Raw genomic sequence first — 16,990 nt, 5'->3', positions numbered from 1 at the left:
TATGGTTGCATGACTCAAACCAAATAGCCTCCAGGAAACCCGGGACGGTTCACAGCGCGGTATCGGCCTATTTGTGATGAGCTGCTGGAGGCAGTAGAGTCTCCTCCAACTCAAATCGTTATCGATCAAGATATATACAACGGGCGCAGGCTCTTCCGAAGCGGATCTCGTGTCCAGCGCTGCAGAGAGCCGTTCGGTCGGCGCGTCGAAAGACCAGTCGGTCTCCGGTTCGAATTTCTGTGACAGCACGCGCTCTACGAGGTGATCGTCTAAATAGGCTATCCCGACCAGAGCGTCGAGAATTGGTTTCAGGATGTTGTCGACATCACCCGCCATCGGAGCCGCCAGAAAATAGTAAATGATCACCGCAAGCGGTTCATTTTCCAATCAAACCCGCTCGACGGTTTCCTCTGCCGGCTGCCGCGCGTCAGCGCTGACCACCGCCTTCCAACGCGTCTGGAAAGTCGATCTTGCCTGCAGGGGAGGTGAAACACCGGTGAGCTGAAATTCCGAAGAAAACATGGTCGGCTGCATTGCTGTTTCCATTTGCCTCCTCTGTCCCAGTCCCAGCCACGTGCGGGGAACACCCGGACAAACCCGTCATCCCCCGCACCCCAAGCATCACCACCCCTGCGGCTTCCCCTTATTCTGCGCATCCAGCCACTTCTTCAGCGGCGCGAAATAGTCGACCATCGCTTGCCCGGAAATCTCGCGGCTGCCGGTGAACACCGCCAGCGCATCCGGCCAAGGCTTGGATTGCCCCATCGCCAGCATCGCGTTGAGCTTATTGCCGATCGCCGTGTTGCCATAGAACGAGCAGCGATGCAGCGGGCCCTTCCAACCCGATTGCTTGCACGCCGCCTGATAGAATTGGAACTGCAGCAACCGCGCGAGGAAATAGCGCGTGTAGGGTACGGCGGCAGGCACGTGATACTTCGCACCCGGATCGAACCGCGTTTCGTCGCGCGGCACCGGCGGGACAACCCCCTGATACTTCAGCCGCAGATCGTTCCAGCCCTTCTCATAGCCGGTCGCCGGAATCGCGCCCGAAAACACGCCCCAGCGCCATTTGTCGATCAGCAGCCCGAACGGCAGGAACGCGACCTTGTCCATTGCTTGCTTGAGCAACAGGCCGATATCCTTGTCGGGCGTCGGCACCTTGTCGGCCGCGAGCAGCCCGATCTTCACCAGATAATCGGGCGTGATCGAAAGCGCGACGAAATCGCCGATCGCTTCGTGGAAGCCATCGTTCGCGCCATTCTCGTACAGGAACGGCTGGGTATTATAGGCGCGCTGGTAATAATTATGGCCCATTTCGTGGTGGATCGTGACGAAATCGTCGCCATTTACTTTGGTGCACATCTTGATTCGCAGATCGTCCTTGCTGTCGACATCCCAGGCCGAGGCGTGGCAAATCACTTCGCGGTCGAGCGGCTTGGTAATTTGCGAACGCGCCCAGAAGGTATCGGGCAACGGCTTGAATCCGAGCGACGAGTAGAAGCCCTCGCCCGCGCGGAACATCTTGACCGGGTCATAGCCCTTGGCCTTGAGCAAATCGCCCGTGTCATACCCGACATCGCCCGCACCCTTTGGCGCGACCAGGTCGTAGATATTGCCCCATTCCTGCGCCCACATATTGCCGAGCAGATCGGCGCGGATCGGGCCGGTCTTGGGCTGAACCGCATCGCCATATTTCGCGTTGAGGTTCCAGCGGACATAGGTGTGGAGCGCGACATAGAGCGGCTCGACTTGCTTCCAGAGCTTGTCGGTCAGCGCGGCGAACTCGTCGGGCTTCATGTCATAGCCCGAGCGCCACAGCGCGCCGACATCGGCATAGCCGAGCTCCTGCGCGCCCTTGTTGGCAATCTCGACTTGGCGGGCGTAATCGCTGCGCATCGGCGCGCCGACGGTATCGTGCCAGCTGACCCACATTTCCTTGGTCTTGGCAGGGTCACGCGTGGTGCCCATCGCCGCCTCGATATCGCTGCCGTTGATCGGCTTGCCGTCGAGCGTGCCGCGGCCCTTGCCGTAACCCGAGGACATGCGGGTGACGATCGTCGCAAGCTCGGTCGCGGCACCCGGCGTGGTTGGTGCAGGCAGCGTCAGGCCGCTGCGCAGGAGATCAATCTTGCGCTTGGTGTCGAACGACAGGCCCGGCACCGTCGCGTACTTCGCCGCAGCGAGCGCGAGGCGAACCTGCATCTCGGTCCCTTCCGCGCCGAATTTCGCGGCAATCGCATCGGTGTCATCGGTGATGTAGGTCGCGTTGATCCACGCCGCCTGCTGCGCCGGGGTCGAGAAATCCGCGAGCTCCTTCTCCGCGCGCGCGACGAAAGCATCTGCCTCGGCAACCGTCGGCGCAGCCGCCGCCGTTGCCGCGGGGGCGGCTTCTTCCGCGAAGGCAGGGACGGCCGCCAGCGACAGGATCAGGGCGAGCGAAGAAATTCCGGTGCGGATCATGCGAGTCCTCATATGCAAAGTTGCCGCAACCTGTGCCGCAGCCCGCCTGCGGTCAAGCCGTTACAAACGCTACGATCGCATCGCCGAGTTCGGGTTTCAGCACCGCGCTCATATGGTTGCCCGGCACCGCGCGGAAGGTCGCATCGCGCAGCACCGCGGCGAGTCCTGCGCCCGATCCATTGTCATTATCGTCCGCGCCATTGACGACCAAAGTCAGCGTCGCGATTTCGGCGAGCACATCGTGCGGTGTATCCACAAACGTATCGAGGATGTGCAGCAACGCGACCGGATCGCCCCCGGTGGTCTTGAGGAACGCCTCGGTCATCCATTCGCTCGACCCGCGCGGAAAGCTGCCAAGGTTGGTCAGGACAGTGCGGAAATACCCGCCCCTGCCCTCGGTCGACGTGATGCCCTGATATCCCATGCCCGACAGCACCGCGCGCCGCGGCGTAGCCCCGTTCGCCAGCATCCGCACCGCCGTCCGCCCGCCGAGCGAATAGCCGACCAGATCATAGTCGGTGAGACCGAGATGCTCGATCAGCGCAAACCCGTCACGCATCAGCACGTCGGGCGGATAGGCGGCCGCATCGTGCGGTTTGGCGCTGGAGCCATGCGCCCGCAGATCGGGCATGATCACGCGAAACCCTGCCGCCGCGACCTTTGCGGCATGGCCGTATTTGATCCAGTTGACCGTCGCGTCAGAGAAAAAGCCATGGATCATTACTATTGGCCGGCCTGTCCCCGTTTCACGCCAGGCAAGGTGCGTGCCGTCAAAGCTTTCAAAATACTGCGGTTCAATCAGGGAGTTTGCCAATGGCTTCGATCCAGCGGTCACGGGTTGCAGGGTTCTCGTCGAGCCGATGCTCCGCCAGCCCGCGCGTGTCCAGCCAGTCGGCGTGCCATGTCTCGGGTGAGCAATGGCTGGTCGGCTTGAAACGATAGGGATCGTCGAGGCTGCCGACGGTCAAATCCATCCGCTCGCCGGGTTTGAGGAATTCGAAAGTCAGCGGCGTGCCGCATTCACAGCAGAAGCCGCGCTGCGCGATCGGCGAAGACCGATAGCGTTCGGGCTGCCGTTCCCAGCTAACATCCGCGATCTTGACGCTCTTGAAGGCGATCGAGACGCCGCCGGTGGCATGTTGGCACATCCGGCAGTGGCACAGATACGCGTCGTGATCCTCGATCAGCACCGAATAGCGGATGCGGCGGCATTGGCAGCCGCCCGTCATCGTTTCGCTCATACGCGCTCCTCCAGCCCCGCCGCCTTCATCCGTGCAATCGCCAGCTCGATCCGATCCTGCCCGAAGAACGGCTCGCCGTTGAAGACCAGCGTCGGCACGCCCCAATGCCCCGCGGCCTCCAGCGCCGCCTGGTTGGCTGCGACTTCGGCATCGAGCGCCTCGGCATCGTCGCGCGCCTCGGCCTGGAGCGTCGCGAAATCGAGCCCCGCCGCCTCCGCTGCGGCGCCCAGATTGGCGTCGCTGTGCCAATTTTCGGTCCCGCCCCAGATCCTCTGCGACACCGCATCGGCAAAGGCAAAGCCACGCCCGCGCCGCGTCGCCACCTGCCCCATCCGCACCACCGGAAAGATATAGGGCTGCTCCGCTGCGATCTGCCGCGTCGCGATGTCCTGCACGATCGGGTCGGGCTTCGGCGGGCGCATCGTGATCCCCTCATGCGCCGCGATCCGCCAGACATCGAGGAAGGTATAGCGCAGCCAATTGGGATGAGTGCGCTCGAAGAACCCCGGTTCACGGATCGCCAGCGGATAGACTTGCCGCAGCACGATATCGAGATCGTACCGCGCCATCGCCGCGCGCCATTTCGGCATCGCCAGATAGGTATACGGGCTGCGGAACGAAAAATAGAGATCGGCGGTCAGCGTCATGGCATCAATATCCTCGCAAATTCCGCAAGCGGGGCGTTTTCGGGAAAACTCGGCACGGCATCGGGTAACACCACCCAAGGCTGCTTGCGCTTCACCCAGATATGCGCGCGCGGCACGATCGTGTCACTCGCGTCGAGCGTCCCGGCGCGCAGCAGTGCGATCCCGGGCCGGTGTGTGTTGCTGTTGAAGATCCGGCTATGGCAGACACCGCAGATCCGCTGATGCGAGCGCGCGCCGCTGCGCGTGTCATAGCTATAGTCGACAATCGGCCCGGTGAGCGCAATTGCGTCCTCACGTACCACCGCCTGTTCGCTGAACGCGCTGCCGGACCAGCGCTGGCAGTCCAGACAATGGCAGCAATAGACCGGCGGCATCGCCTCGACCGCGAGTGCATAGCGCGTCGCGCCGCAGCGGCAGCCGCCGGTTATGGCAAGCGTCCGGTCAGGCATCGCGCCCGAGCACCGTGACAAGACCGCCAAGCGGATGGTCGGCAAGCTTGCCCGCAAACACTTCGTCCGCGGTCAATAATCGATCCCCCAACGCCTCTGCCGCCGCGAGATAGACGCAATCGTAAAAAGCGTGGCGCAGCGCGACGGACAATTCGAACGCGCGGCCCATGAAAGGGGCGTCGTCGATCAGGGTGATCAATGCCGGCAGGCGCGAAAAGGTCTCATCCGCACCCGCTGCGGCAAGCTCGCCACGACGAACGCGCTTTGAGAGCGCGTGGCCCGTTTCAGATAAGATCAACAACGGTGCCACCAGCGGCTCGCCCGAGGCCACCCACGCAATCGCCAGATCACTATCGGCTTCTTTAACCAGCCATTTGAACGCGACACTCGCGTCGACGATCATTCGTCGCGCCCCTCGCGGATCAAATCCACGCCAGGCGTCTGCGGTGCCCCCGGAATTTGGGCACGACGACTCCAATCCTGCATCTCGCGCACGATCTCGAGCTTTTCCTCGACGCTCAGTTGCGCCGCCTGATGAATCGCCTCGCGTGCCAACGCTTCGGCCGACACGCCACGCAGCCGCGCCCGCGTGCGAAGCTGTTCATAGCGCGCGTCGTCGATTTGCCGAACCGTCATCTGTGCCATCAAGGAATGATGGCAGTTTTGATGGCAAATCTCAAGCCGCCTTCTTGAGGAACTTCCGCCCGAGCAACTCCGCGATCTGCACCGCGTTGAGCGCCGCGCCCTTGCGCAGATTGTCCGACACGCACCACAGGCTCAGCCCGTTTTCGACCGTTGGATCCTCGCGCACGCGGCTGATGAAGGTCGCATATTCGCCGACGCATTCGACCGGCGTCACGTATCCGCCGTCCTCGCGCTTATCGACCAGCATCACGCCCGGTGCCTCGCGCAGGATCTTCTGCGCTTGCGCCGCCGAGATTTCATTCTCGAATTCGATGTTGATCGATTCCGAATGGCCGACGAACACCGGCACGCGCACGCACGTCGCGGTCACCTTGATCTTGGGATCGAGGATCTTCTTGGTCTCGACCACCATTTTCCACTCTTCCTTGGTCGATCCGTCGTCGAGAAACTCGTCGATGTGCGGAATGACGTTGAAGGCGATCTGCTTGGTGAACTTTTTCGCCTCGGCGGAATCACCGACGAAGATGTTGCGCGATTGCTCGAACAGCTCGTCCATCCCGGCCTTGCCCGCACCGGACACCGACTGATAGGTCGAGACGACGACGCGCTTGATCTTGGCGAAATCGTGCAGCGGCTTCAGCGCCACCACCATCTGCGCGGTCGAGCAATTCGGGTTGGCGATGATGTTGCGCCGGGTATAGCCGGAGATCGCCTCGGGGTTCACTTCCGGCACGATCAGCGGCACGTCCGGGTCCATCCGGTAGAGCGACGAATTGTCGATCACCGTGCAGCCTGCGGCGGCAAAGCGCGGCGCGTGGAGGCGTGTGCCCTCGCTGCCGATCGCGAACAGCGCCATGTCCCAGCCGCTCGGATCGAAATTCTCGATATTCTGGACCTTGAGCTTCCGACCCGTCTCACCGAAATCGACCTCGTCGCCCTGGCTGCGCGACGACGCGACCACCGCAATGTCATCCAGCGGAAACTCCCGCTCCGCCAGAATGTTGAGCATCTCGCGCCCGACATTGCCTGTCGCGCCAACGACTACGATCCGATAACCCATAAAAACCTCCAAACGTCGCGCGCCCGTAGCGGGATTGCGCGCGAAGGTCCAACGCCTTCGCTAATCGTGCGTGCGCGCTTGCCACGTTGCGTGCGCGATGCCGTGCACCGTCGCAAGGTGATCGGTCAGCGAGTCGAGCACGCCGGCCGCGACATTGGTGCTGACCAAGGTCGCGACGATTTCCACGCGATCCTCGCCGCGCTGCACGACATCCAGCTCGGCAACCGGCAATTGCGCGGTCTCGAGATGATCGCTCAGCAAATCGCCCATCGGGCCGGCCTGGTGCGCTTCGGTCGTGATCGAGACGCTGTAGGTCGCCTCGATGCTGCGCGCGTCGAGCGGGATGCGGTTGATTGCGTCGACCAATGGACGCAGCACGGTGTTCACCAGCAGCACGAAGCCCGTCAGCAGCACCGCCTCGGCCAACATGTCGCTGCCCGCAATCGCCCCGACTGCAGCCGAGCACCACAAGGTCGCCGCAGTGTTGAGCCCGCGGACGTTCATCCCTTCCTTCATGATGACACCGGCCCCGAGGAAGCCGATCCCCGACACGACATAGGCGATCACGCGGATCGATTCGACGTCGCCACCCAGCCGTTGCCCGAGATCGACGAACGCGGCCGACCCCAGCGCGACCAGCGCGTTGGTCCGCAGCCCGGCGGTACGCTGCCGATATTGCCGCTCCGCACCGATCATCGTGCCGAGCACGAACGCCGCCAGATAGCTGACGACCGTGTCGAGGAACGGCCACAGGTGGAAGGTGGTGAAGAACCGCATGATGGAGGGCGCCCTAGCCGGATTGTCTCTCTACCGCTTCCCCGGCGAATGCCGGGGCCCAGTAGCGAAGGTGGAGGTAACGGAGCGCAGCCGTTTGCATTCTCTCGTGTCTCTCCTGGGCCCGGCCTTCGCCGGGGAAGCGCATTCCGTCACCGCACCGGCTTGTCCTTCACGGTGCGATCAAGGAACGTCAGGATCGTCCCCCACAGATGCTCGCTGATCCCCGGCCCGCCGACGCGGTGGGTGTAGCCGGGGTAGAACATCATCTCGAACGGCCGGTCCTGCTTCTGCATTTCGGCGGCAAAGGCAGTCGAGTTTTCGAACACGACGTTATCGTCGGCCATACCGTGGATCAGCAGCAGCGGATCGGCGATCTTCGCTGCATCCTGCAACGCATCCGACGCCGCATAGGCTTTCGCATCGGCCACCGGCGAGCCCATGTAGCGCTCGGTATAATGCGTGTCGTAGAGTTCCCACTTGGTCACCGGCGCGCCCGAGACACCCGCCGCATACACGCCGGGATTGGCCTGCAGCATCTTGAGCGTCATGTACCCGCCATAGGACCAGCCATAGGTCGCGATCTTATCGCCAGCGACGAAGGGTTGCTCCTTCAGGAACGTCGCACCCGCCAGCTGATCGGCGACCTCGACCGTCCCCATCGCGCGGTAGATCTGATCCTCGAACGCCTTGCCGCGATTGAACGAGCCGCGATTGTCGATCTGGAAATAGATATAGCCTTGGCTGACGAGATATTGCGGCAACGCCCCGCCCCACGCGCGCGTGACCTGCTGGCCGGTGCCGGGGCCGCCATAATGCTGGAAAAACACCGGATATTTCTTGCCGGGTTCGAGCGGCGGGGTGATCATTTCCCAATAGAGCGGCGTGCCGTCGGCGGCCTTGATCGTGCCGAACTTGGTCTGCTGGTGGCTCGCGAGATAGGGGTAATAAGGATGCCCCGGCGTCACCGCATTTTCGTTGATCCACGACAGCCGTTTGCCGGTCGCATCCGCGAGATAGACTTGCGCGGGTTGCGTAGGGTTGGAGCGCGATACGATCATCCGCGTCGCCGCACCGTCCATCGTGCCATTGTTCCACCAGCCGGTCTCGGTCAGGCGCGTGACCACGTTCGGGTGCGCGATGTCGACCGAATAGAGATGCTGCTCGAGCACATCGTCCTTATTGCCAACGAAGAACAACCGGCCCTTCGCCTCATCGACCCCGATCAGCGACTGCACCACCCATTCGCCATTGGTGAGCGCGGTCCATTTGCCCTTGGCGAAGCGATAAAGATGACCATAGCCGGTCCGCTCCGACCGCCAGATCAAACTGCCATCCTTCATCGGATGGTAGGCGTCCGACAGGTTGAGCCAGCTCCGTGCGCCCGATTTCTCGGTAAAGAGGACGGTCGATTTGCCCGTCGCCGGATCGACCTTGAGCATGTCGAGCGTCTTCTGGTCGCGGCTCTGGCGCTGCACCAGCAGCGCGGTGCCATCGGGCGTCCAATCGACCCGCGCCAGATAGATGTCAGGGTTGCTGCCGAGATCGACCTTCACCCGGCCCGATCCATCGGCCTTCATCACAAACAGCTCGACGCGCACGTTGGGCATCCCCGCCGCCGGATAGCGCTGGTCGTAGACCTTGGTCCCGTTCGCGCCGATCGCCGCGCGGGTGACCACGCCGACGGGGGCTTCATCGAAGCGCTCGACCGCGATGTGCGTGTCCTGCGGCGACCACCAATAGCCGGTGCGGCGGTCCATTTCCTCTTGCGCGACAAACTCCGCCTCGCCCCAATGCACCGTGCCCGCGCCATCGCTGGTGAGCTGGGTCGCGGTGCCGCCGCCGAGCGGCTGCGCGAACAAATTTTGCCCGCGCACGAAGCTGACGAAGCCGCCTTTGGGGCTAACGGTCGGGTTCAACTCACCCTCGGGCGTGTCGGTCAGCCGCCGCGTCTTGCCGTCGAGCGTCGCGAGATACAGGTCGCCATCGAGCGGCACGAGGATCGTCTTGCCATCGGGCGCCCAATCATAGGCGACGATGCCCTTCGATCCCGCGATGCGCGCACGCTCGCGCTGCATCTTCTCGACTTCGGACAGTTCCGCACCGCTGCCGACCTTTTTGGAATCGACCAGCATCCGCTCCTGCCCGGTGCGCGTGTCGAGCGCCCACAGGTCGAAGCGCTCCTTCTCATCGGCGCGCGGTTTCAGCGAGGTCAGCAGCGTCCCGTCGGGCGAGAGTTTCAACCCGCGCGGCTGCACGCCCGACAGATCGGGACTACCGAAGACGCGGGACAGCGTCAGTTTCTGGTCCGCAACCTTGTCAGCAGCCATCGCAGGCACCGCCGCACAGGCGAGCATCACGCCGCCAAGAGCCCAAACGCCACGCATCGTGCATCTCCAGTCCCGCTTATGTCCGCACCCGACGAAGCCGGGCGATGGCGGCGCTTATCGCGGCGCTTGGGTGCGTCGTAAAGCCCCGCCCCGGTCAGCGTTTGCGGAACAGGATCGCTTCGCGCGTCTGATCTGGCAAGCGCGCGCCGCTCGGGGCGAACAGCGGCGTTGCGCATTTGGCATCGGCCAACGTTTCGAAGCCTGCGAACACCGCCGTATCGCAAAAGCGGAAATTGGAGTGACGTAGCAGCAGGAAACCACCCGGCCGCACGATCCGCGCCATCTCGGTCACCTCGCGCTCGAAGCGGTCGAAGGCGAGCAGCGTGTTGTTCCGGACGGTGGGCTTGTTCAAGCGCCAGTGTCGGAAGACCGCCTTCGCGAGCACCGCGTCATAGTGCGCATCGGGTTCGTCGCAGACGCTGTCGCCGACCTCGAACCGAGTCCGCCCGGCCATCGCCTGCGGCAGGGTCGCACGGCAGATCGCAATCCGCTCCGGGCTAATGTCGATTCCTGTGATATCGGCCTCTGGCAAATGCTGCCGCAGCGCCGCCACCTCCTCACCGGTCGAGCAGCCGAACGACAGAATCCGCACAGCATCGACCGATGCAAGCCGCGCGCTCAAATCCGCGAAAATCTCGGCATACCGATCGGGCCATGTCGTCCCAAACGGCTGAAACAGCCCGGCTGGCGCGCGCAGCCGCAACAGCGCCGCGTGGCGCCGATCGCGACCGCGCGCGAGATCGAGCAGCAGATTTGCCGCCCAATACCCCCGTGACGCACGCAGGCGCCGCGCCACGCCGAGGCGATCAGGCAATGGCTGGCGCTCCGGCGGGCCCGGAGTCTGGCGGCGGCGCCACGCGCGGACGCTTGCGCCACGGCAGCACGCGGCCTTCGACGAGCGAGCGCCACGCCCATTCGACCGGCGCGATGTCGTACCGCTTGACCCACAAATTCGCGCCGATCAGCAAGAAGACGTTGATGATGAAGGCCGTGACCATCAGCGGCCCCCACGTCATCTTCCCATACAGTCCGAGCATGAAGGGCGGATACAACACCCACAGGCAAATCATCGTCTGCGCGATGTAGATGGTGAGCGCGGTCCGCCCCGCCGCCACGAACGGGCGCAGCAACGCCGCGCCGAAGCCGCTCATCGCCAGCAGGTTGATGAGGCCGACATGCCCCAGCGTCATTGCGAGGCGCGCGCCTTCATACGCCATCGGGGCAAGATGCGGCCCGGTTCCCGGCGGTGCGGTCAGTGCGAGACCACCCCAGATCCTGAGTGATATCCCGACGGCATAAGCGATCGCGGTCAGCCAGAGGTAGAAGTGGCGCGAGCGTCGGCCTTGCAGGACGCCCAATTTGTAGAGCGCGGCACCGATCAGCATCACGCTGCTCGCTTCCCACACGAATAAAATCTCGAGAAAATTCGATTCGAGATCGAGAATGACATGCCATTGCATCGCCGCCCAGGTCATGAAGGTACCCGTCCGCGCGGCGTCCTCGGCGGCGATATCGGCCTGCGATTTGGCCTTGGTCCTGGCGCGCTCCTTTTTCGCCTCGGCGTCGTTGGCGATCGTCTTCTTCTCCGCCGCCGAGATCGGCTTGCCCGCCGTCACCTTCGCCGCGATCGCCGCAACCTGCGCCCGCGTCTGCAGCGTCTGATAATAGCCGAAATAGCCGCCCAAAGTGAGCGACAGCACCGCCAGCGACAGCCCGATCACAATCAACCAGCGCGGCCGCAACCGCCGGAACAGGAACGCGACCAGCGCCGCGATTCCATAGGTGTGCAGAATATCGCCCGGCCACAACAGGATGAAGATGTGGACCAGCCCGAAGCCAAACAGGATCAGGTTGCGGACGTAATAACGACCCATGATCGCCCATCCGCTCGCCTTCGTCGCCACACGATCGGTCAGGATCACCATCCCCGCGCCGAACAGCATTTCGAGCAGGCACCGCGCCGTCCCGTCGGCCAGCACTTGGCGGAGCCACCACGCGACCTGATCGGTCGCCGACCAACCCAAATGCCGAAAATCGTCGAACGAGGCGTAGAGCGACGCGCCCATATCGTTGATGTTCATGAACAAAATGCCAAGGATCGCGATCCCGCGCATGATATCGAGCACGGCGATGCGCGGCGCGCCATCGGGCTCGGCAGCAGTGGTCATGGCGAGCTCGGACATGCGCTTCCCCCCGGAAAAGGATGTGCCGCCATAGCGAACGCCGGTGTATCATGCAATTAGGACAGCTCAGGTTCACTTCGGGCGCACCACGTCTTGGCAATCGCAGATTGGGGGAACACGGCATGAAGCGCTTCAAAGCCGGGTTTCCTGGAATGGCCACCCTCAGCACAGGCCTGCTCCTGATCGCGGCGGATCTGGACCATCCCGACGCCGCGCCCCTGCCCTTGCCGGAGACGGTGAAGCTGTATCCGTTCCGCTAGGGCCAATCCCGGTTCGCGCTGAGCTTGTCGAAGCACACCTGCAACACGCGTCGTCGGCATTTGCGGCACGCTGCCCTTCGCGAGGCTCAGGGCGAACGGCACTGGCGCGCGCGCAAAACGAAAGGCTAGCGCGGCAGCGGCTTTCCCGCGAGATAGGGATAGGGATCGACGTCCTCGCCCTGATACCAATGTTGCTCGGGCGTCGTGCGGGTGAGCCCGAAATGCAGATGAAAATTGCCCGCCCCGGCATTGCCGGTATCGCCGACGAACCCGAGCAGATCGCCCGCATTCACCGCCTGCCCCTCGTGCAGCCCAGGCGCATATCCGGCGAGATGCGCGTAATAATAGGTCCAGCGCCGATCGGGTGAGCGCACGTAGAGCGCCGTCCCGCCCGCAACACTGGTCCACAGTTTCTCGATTCGGCCGGCCGCCGCCGCCAGCACCGGCGTATTGGCCGGCGCGATCACGTCGGTCCCGTGATGCGCGCGCAGGCCATTGTCGCGCGGGTCTCCCCAACTGTCGCGGATCGCGCCGCGCGGCACCGCCGCCACCGGCACGCGCAGCATCGTCGCGCCACCCGTCGGCGTTTCGAGCGGCGCGCGCCCGAAGCCGCCCGGCGCGCCCGGCAACAGCGTCAGTGCCGCGATCCACAAACCGATCAGCGCGATCAGTGCAACGGCAAGCGCGATACCGACGCGGTGCAGAATCACCGCTGCGCGATCATGGCTGGAACACCGCAGGGGTGCCCGGCTTGATCATCAGCGCAAGCCGGGCGGCGTCCCAATTGGTCAGGCGGATGCAGCCATGGCTTTCGGCGCGACCGATCGTGCTCGGCTCGGGCGTGCCGTGGATACCGTAATGCGGCTTCGACAGATCGAGCCACACCACCCCGACCGGACCATTCGGCCCAGGCGGCAGCAGCGCTGCCTTGGCACTCGCCTTGGCATCCCAGAACAAAGCCGGATTGTAATGGAACGGCGGGTTGTACGACGGGCCGAGGATTTTCCACGTCCCGATCGGCAAGGGATCGTGCTTGCTCCCCATCGTCGCCATGGATTGCGCGACCAATGTGCCATCCTTGTCGAGCACGCGCAGCACTTCGTCCGACTTGTCGACGACAATCTTGGCGCCGACCGGTTGCTCGGCGTTGATGTTGAGGCTGGCCAGCGTCTTGCGCCATGCCTCGGGCAACTTCGGATCATAACTAAGCGACGCCGGTACAGCGTTCGGGAACACCACCGCGCGCCCCGGCACCAGCGGTGTCGTCGGGCTGTTGAGTTCGATCAACACCGCGGGCGTGGTGTGGAACATCTCGCCCAATTTCTCCATCGCCGAGCGATAGCCGAGCGCGGGCAACTTCGCTTGCAACTGCGGGTTTTTGGGCATCGGATTGACGAACGGGCCGGCGAGCATTTCGGGGGTCAGCGCGATCGTCTGCGTCGGCCGCCACGCGCGATACGGATAGAGCGCGCGGAGTGTCGTCGGGTCCATTGCGCCGGTGATCGGCAGCCCTTGCTGCTCCTGAAAGCCCTTGAGCGCAGCGACCAGCGACTTGCCCTGCCGCCCGTCGAGCACACCCGGCGAAAAGCCGAGATGATCGAGCATGACTTGCACGTGCAGCGTCGACCGATCGAGCGTCGTGGACGCAGTCTCCCTTGTTCCCGTTGCCGTCGCACTAACAAGACCAAGCGATGCTATTGCCAGACAGGCTGATCGGCCCAAGGTTTTGCCCACGACTTCGATCTCCTACACTGGCAACATGCAGACAACGATAGCCGGCGCACTTGGGTCCAATCTAACAGCGGAGCGCATGAAACTCTCCCGCCGCGCACTGATCGGTGGCGCGATCGCGGGCGGCACTGCGCTTGCCTTCCCGCTCCCGGCGATGGCGGTCGGCACCGAATGGCGTCTCGCGATCCGCAACATGCACAATAACGAAACCGTCGATGCGGTCTTTGCGCGCAGCGGCGCATTCGTTCCCGAAGGCTTGGCCGAACTCAATCACGGTCTGCGCGACTGGCGCACCGGTCAGGCGACCGCGATGGACCGCAAGTTGCTCGCCTTGCTTGTGCGGCTGCGCGAAAAGCTCGACCTGACGGACGGCACGACGATCGGGCTGATTTCCGGCTATCGCTCGCCCGCGACCAACGCCGCGCTGCGGTCGGCCGGCGGCGCACATACCGGCGTTGCGAGCCAGAGCCAGCATATGCTCGGCAAGGCGACCGACATCATGGTGCCCGGCGTATCGCTGGATCGGCTCCACGGTGCCGCGCTCGCGCTCGGCGGCGGCGGCGTCGGCTACTATCCGCGCGACGGGTTTGTCCATGTCGATACCGGGCGTGTTCGCCACTGGTGACCGCCTGCACGCGCGGCCAACGACGCGAAAAGGGCGCCGGAACCGTGGTTCCGACGCCCTTTTGTTTCGACAATCCGAACCGCTTACTCGGCGGCAACGGTGCCCTTGGCCGGACGAGTATCACGGCGCTCGGCGATCCGTGCCGACTTGCCGGTGCGGCCACGCAGATAATAGAGCTTGGCACGACGCACCGCGCCCTTGCGGATCACTTCGATGCTGTCGATGTTGGGCGAATAGAGCGGGAAAACGCGCTCGACGCCCTCACCGAACGAAATCTTCCGCACGGTGAAGTTGGAGCCCATGCCCTTGTTCGAACGCGCGATGCACACGCCTTCGTAATTCTGCACGCGGGTGCGCTCGCCTTCGACGACCTTCACGCCGACCTTCAGCGTATCGCCGGGGCGGAATTCGGGTATCTTCTTGGTTTCGAGAAACTTGGCGATGTTCTCGGCTTCGATCGTCTGGATGAGATTCATCTCATGCGTCCTTCTTGTCTCGTCGCGCGCCAGAGGGCGACTGGACCCGAGCACCCTCATGGCGCTCCCACAGGTCCGGCCGCCTTAGCCGTGTTTCGGTCTCGGCCATCGACTTGCGCCATGCCGAAATCCTCGCATGATCCCCCGATCGCAACACTTCGGGGATCGTGCGCCCTTCCCATTCAAATGGTCGGGTATAGTGCGGATATTCGAGAAGCCCCTGCTCGAAGCTCTCGTCTACGCCGCTAGAAGCCGCGCCCATTACGCCGGGAAGCAAGCGAATGCAAGCGTCGAGCAGCACCAGCGCCCCCATCTCCCCGCCCGACAGGATATAGTCGCCGATCGACACTTCCTCGATGTCGCGGCCCGAGAAGATGCGTTCGTCGAACCCCTCGAACCGACCGCACAGGATCGTGACGCCGGGGCCATCGGCCAGCGCCCGCACCCGCGCCTGCGTCAGCGGAGCACCCCGCGGCGTCATCGCCAGGGTCGGCCGTCCGGCGGGGACGCTGTCGATCGCGGCGGCGAGGATGTCAGCACGCAGCACCATCCCTGCCCCGCCGCCAGCGGGCGTTCCGTCGACGGTGCTGTGCTTGTCGGTCGCAAAATCGCGGATGTTCCGCGCGTTCAGGCTCCACTTCCCCTCGGCAAGCGCCCGCCCCGCCAACGACATGCCGAGAGGGCCCGGGAACATGTCGGGGTAAAGTGTGAGGACGGTGGCGGCAAAGGTCATTGTGTCCAATCCTCGACGCGCAGACCGGGGATATCGGCGAAGTCGCGTCCGTTGTTGGTGACCAGCGTCAGGTCAAGCGCAAGCGCGTGCGCCGCGATCAGCCGATCGAAACTACTGCGTCTAAAAGGCAGCGCAGCATAGCGGAGCGCGCACGGTCCATCAAAATCGACCAGCACGACTTGCTTTAAAAAGGTCTCGAGCACCGACATGGGCGGTGGCTTCCCGCGCACCGAGCCGTGCGCCACTTCGGCATAGCTGATCGCTGACGCGACCAGATCGCCCGCATCACACGCTGTGACGCGGGCAAACAAGGCCGGTTTGGCACCGATCAGAAGATCGATCACCGTGTTCGAATCGAGCAGAAACCTCACTTTTCGTCAGTCGGCCAACCCGGCCACTCCGGATCGTCCCACACCCGCGGCGACGGATCGAAGATGCGATCCTCGGGTTCCAGCGGTTTCAGGTCGGGGCATGATCCCCAGATCCCGGTCAGATCGATCTTGCGCTTGGGCGCATCGACCGGCTCGACCCGAAAGGTCATCGCCGCTTCCTTGACCATGCGCAGCTCGGTACCCTCGGGAATACCCATGCCTTTGGGCAGCCGCAGCGCGACCGAGTTACCCGACTTGAATGTTTTGCCCAGATAATCGTCGCGCATCGCAACCTCCGTATATCCTTTATGTATATACATCGTTCGACTGCGTCAAGACACTTGCGCCGCTGCGACGTTAGGAGCCGCAGCCGCCACAGCCGCCCCCGCCATCTCCCCCGCCGCCGCTATCGATGCTGCTCCCGCTATCGCCGCCGACCGCCGCGTCCCCGCCGCTCGATGCGCGCAGCCGGTGATACTCGCCCCAGGCCGATCCGCTTAGCACCATCGTCCCGAACAAGGCGACCGCCAGCCCTGTCTCGGTTGAAAGCGGCGCGCGGCGCAGGCGGTCCGAACTCTCCCGCGCGGTCGGCAGCGCCGCCAGCCCGCTCCGAGTGCGTCGATCGACCACGGCGAACCGCACAAGCGCCAGAACCGCAGTGAGGATGAGCAGGCCGCTTAGATACCCCACCGGGCGATCGCGCATCACCCCGACATCCCATTTGATCGCGCCGAAGGCGAGCAGCAGGAGATAGGGCGCGGTCTGGAGCAGACGGAGTTGCCATGCGGCGCCATTCTCGATCAGCGCCCCGGCGCGGCGCAAAGCCTCCTCCGTGGCAGGCGCAGCGCGCGTGGCGACCCGCTGGAGCTGCGCGAACGTGGTCGGCGACGACAGGCTAAGGATCGCGCGTTCGGCCGCGCTTTGCCCCCCTGCTCCGGCCACGAC

At 63.9% G+C, this 16,990-nt stretch carries 23 protein-coding genes; 2 read left to right on the top strand and 21 right to left on the bottom strand.

Annotated elements, in window-relative coordinates; translation table 11 throughout:
• The 14 genes from ABWP09_RS08890 to ABWP09_RS08825 all read right to left on the bottom strand — a co-directional run.
• Positions 1-366 (bottom strand): RusA family crossover junction endodeoxyribonuclease (locus ABWP09_RS08890; RefSeq protein ID WP_353204789.1); only part of this gene is annotated, 366 nt, incomplete at its 3' end.
• 21 nt (positions 367-387) lie between these two features.
• A complete protein-coding gene (locus tag ABWP09_RS08885; RefSeq protein ID WP_353204788.1) occupies positions 388-546 on the bottom strand; it encodes a hypothetical protein in 159 nt (52 codons plus the stop codon).
• 75 nt (positions 547-621) lie between these two features.
• Complete coding sequence (locus ABWP09_RS08880) at positions 622-2,460, bottom strand: M2 family metallopeptidase (protein ID WP_353204787.1); 1,839 nt, start codon at positions 2,458-2,460, stop codon at positions 622-624.
• A 52-nt stretch (positions 2,461-2,512) separates the two neighbouring features.
• Positions 2,513-3,274 carry an alpha/beta fold hydrolase gene (locus ABWP09_RS08875; RefSeq protein ID WP_353204786.1) on the bottom strand — a complete coding sequence of 254 codons (762 nt, stop codon included), beginning with the start codon at positions 3,272-3,274 and terminating at the stop codon, positions 2,513-2,515.
• Positions 3,255-3,701 carry a GFA family protein gene (locus ABWP09_RS08870; protein WP_353204785.1) on the bottom strand — a complete coding sequence of 149 codons (447 nt, stop codon included), beginning with the start codon at positions 3,699-3,701 and terminating at the stop codon, positions 3,255-3,257. Before ABWP09_RS08870 ends, ABWP09_RS08875 begins: the two co-directional genes overlap by 20 nt.
• A complete protein-coding gene (locus ABWP09_RS08865; RefSeq protein ID WP_353204784.1) occupies positions 3,698-4,348 on the bottom strand; it encodes a 2-hydroxychromene-2-carboxylate isomerase in 651 nt (216 codons plus the stop codon). The genes ABWP09_RS08870 and ABWP09_RS08865 overlap by 4 nt, the downstream gene beginning before the upstream one ends.
• On the bottom strand, positions 4,345-4,797 hold the full coding sequence (locus tag ABWP09_RS08860) for a GFA family protein (RefSeq protein ID WP_353204783.1): 453 nt from the start codon (positions 4,795-4,797) through the stop codon (positions 4,345-4,347). Before ABWP09_RS08860 ends, ABWP09_RS08865 begins: the two co-directional genes overlap by 4 nt.
• Positions 4,790-5,200, bottom strand: coding sequence for a type II toxin-antitoxin system VapC family toxin (locus tag ABWP09_RS08855; RefSeq protein ID WP_353204782.1), 411 nt, complete (start codon positions 5,198-5,200; stop codon positions 4,790-4,792). The genes ABWP09_RS08860 and ABWP09_RS08855 overlap by 8 nt, the downstream gene beginning before the upstream one ends.
• On the bottom strand, positions 5,197-5,442 hold the full coding sequence (locus ABWP09_RS08850; protein ID WP_353204781.1) for a FitA-like ribbon-helix-helix domain-containing protein: 246 nt from the start codon (positions 5,440-5,442) through the stop codon (positions 5,197-5,199). Before ABWP09_RS08850 ends, ABWP09_RS08855 begins: the two co-directional genes overlap by 4 nt.
• Before the next feature lie 31 nt (positions 5,443-5,473).
• A complete protein-coding gene (locus ABWP09_RS08845) occupies positions 5,474-6,502 on the bottom strand; it encodes an aspartate-semialdehyde dehydrogenase (RefSeq protein WP_353204780.1) in 1,029 nt (342 codons plus the stop codon).
• A 60-nt stretch (positions 6,503-6,562) separates the two neighbouring features.
• Positions 6,563-7,279 carry an MgtC/SapB family protein gene (locus ABWP09_RS08840; protein ID WP_353204779.1) on the bottom strand — a complete coding sequence of 239 codons (717 nt, stop codon included), beginning with the start codon at positions 7,277-7,279 and terminating at the stop codon, positions 6,563-6,565.
• A 149-nt stretch (positions 7,280-7,428) separates the two neighbouring features.
• A complete protein-coding gene (locus tag ABWP09_RS08835; protein ID WP_353204778.1) occupies positions 7,429-9,663 on the bottom strand; it encodes a S9 family peptidase in 2,235 nt (744 codons plus the stop codon).
• A gap of 97 nt (positions 9,664-9,760) precedes the next feature.
• Entirely contained in the window at positions 9,761-10,480 is a 720-nt protein-coding gene (locus ABWP09_RS08830) for a class I SAM-dependent methyltransferase (protein WP_353204777.1), read from the bottom strand.
• A complete protein-coding gene (locus ABWP09_RS08825) occupies positions 10,473-11,849 on the bottom strand; it encodes a DUF418 domain-containing protein (protein ID WP_353204776.1) in 1,377 nt (458 codons plus the stop codon). Before ABWP09_RS08825 ends, ABWP09_RS08830 begins: the two co-directional genes overlap by 8 nt.
• Positions 11,850-11,971: 122 nt before the next feature.
• Here ABWP09_RS08825 and ABWP09_RS08820 point away from each other — a divergent pair, with 122 nt between their 5' ends.
• Positions 11,972-12,109, top strand: coding sequence for a hypothetical protein (locus tag ABWP09_RS08820; protein WP_353204775.1), 138 nt, complete (start codon positions 11,972-11,974; stop codon positions 12,107-12,109).
• A 125-nt stretch (positions 12,110-12,234) separates the two neighbouring features.
• On the opposite strand, the gene ABWP09_RS08815 is transcribed toward ABWP09_RS08820, so the two are convergent.
• The gene (locus ABWP09_RS08815; protein ID WP_353204774.1) at positions 12,235-12,819 is read right to left on the bottom strand and encodes a M23 family metallopeptidase; all 585 of its coding nucleotides are present in this window, start codon (positions 12,817-12,819) and stop codon (positions 12,235-12,237) included.
• Positions 12,820-12,829: 10 nt separating this feature from the next.
• Positions 12,830-13,714, bottom strand: coding sequence for a L,D-transpeptidase family protein (locus ABWP09_RS08810; protein WP_353204773.1), 885 nt, complete (start codon positions 13,712-13,714; stop codon positions 12,830-12,832).
• A gap of 205 nt (positions 13,715-13,919) precedes the next feature.
• On the opposite strand from ABWP09_RS08810, the gene ABWP09_RS08805 reads away from it, so the two are divergent.
• On the top strand, positions 13,920-14,465 hold the full coding sequence (locus tag ABWP09_RS08805; protein WP_353204772.1) for a peptidoglycan L,D-endopeptidase MepK: 546 nt from the start codon (positions 13,920-13,922) through the stop codon (positions 14,463-14,465).
• An 83-nt stretch (positions 14,466-14,548) separates the two neighbouring features.
• Here the strand turns inward: ABWP09_RS08805 and rplS are convergent, their stop codons facing one another.
• The 5 genes from rplS to ABWP09_RS08780 all read right to left on the bottom strand — a co-directional run.
• A complete protein-coding gene (gene rplS / locus ABWP09_RS08800) occupies positions 14,549-14,941 on the bottom strand; it encodes a 50S ribosomal protein L19 (protein WP_353204771.1) in 393 nt (130 codons plus the stop codon).
• 1 nt (position 14,942) lies between these two features.
• Positions 14,943-15,674 (bottom strand): tRNA (guanosine(37)-N1)-methyltransferase TrmD, encoded by a 732-nt coding sequence (trmD, locus tag ABWP09_RS08795; RefSeq protein WP_353204770.1) that lies wholly within the window; start codon positions 15,672-15,674, stop codon positions 14,943-14,945.
• A complete protein-coding gene (locus tag ABWP09_RS08790) occupies positions 15,671-16,045 on the bottom strand; it encodes a type II toxin-antitoxin system VapC family toxin (RefSeq protein WP_353204769.1) in 375 nt (124 codons plus the stop codon). The genes trmD and ABWP09_RS08790 overlap by 4 nt, the downstream gene beginning before the upstream one ends.
• Positions 16,042-16,332: an AbrB/MazE/SpoVT family DNA-binding domain-containing protein gene (locus ABWP09_RS08785; RefSeq protein ID WP_353204768.1), complete on the bottom strand. Its 291-nt coding sequence runs from the start codon at positions 16,330-16,332 to the stop codon at positions 16,042-16,044. Before ABWP09_RS08785 ends, ABWP09_RS08790 begins: the two co-directional genes overlap by 4 nt.
• A 70-nt stretch (positions 16,333-16,402) precedes the next feature.
• Positions 16,403-16,990, bottom strand: a 588-nt coding sequence (locus ABWP09_RS08780) for a TIGR04222 domain-containing membrane protein (RefSeq protein ID WP_353204767.1), incomplete at its 5' end; no start/stop codon positions are given.

The sequence above is a fragment of the Sphingomonas sp. genome (assembly GCF_040398505.1).
In the GTDB taxonomy this organism is placed as follows: Bacteria; Pseudomonadota; Alphaproteobacteria; order Sphingomonadales; family Sphingomonadaceae; genus Sphingomonas.
Note: the sequence above shows the minus strand (reverse complement) of the source record. Positions and strands in the feature narration are given on the sequence as shown.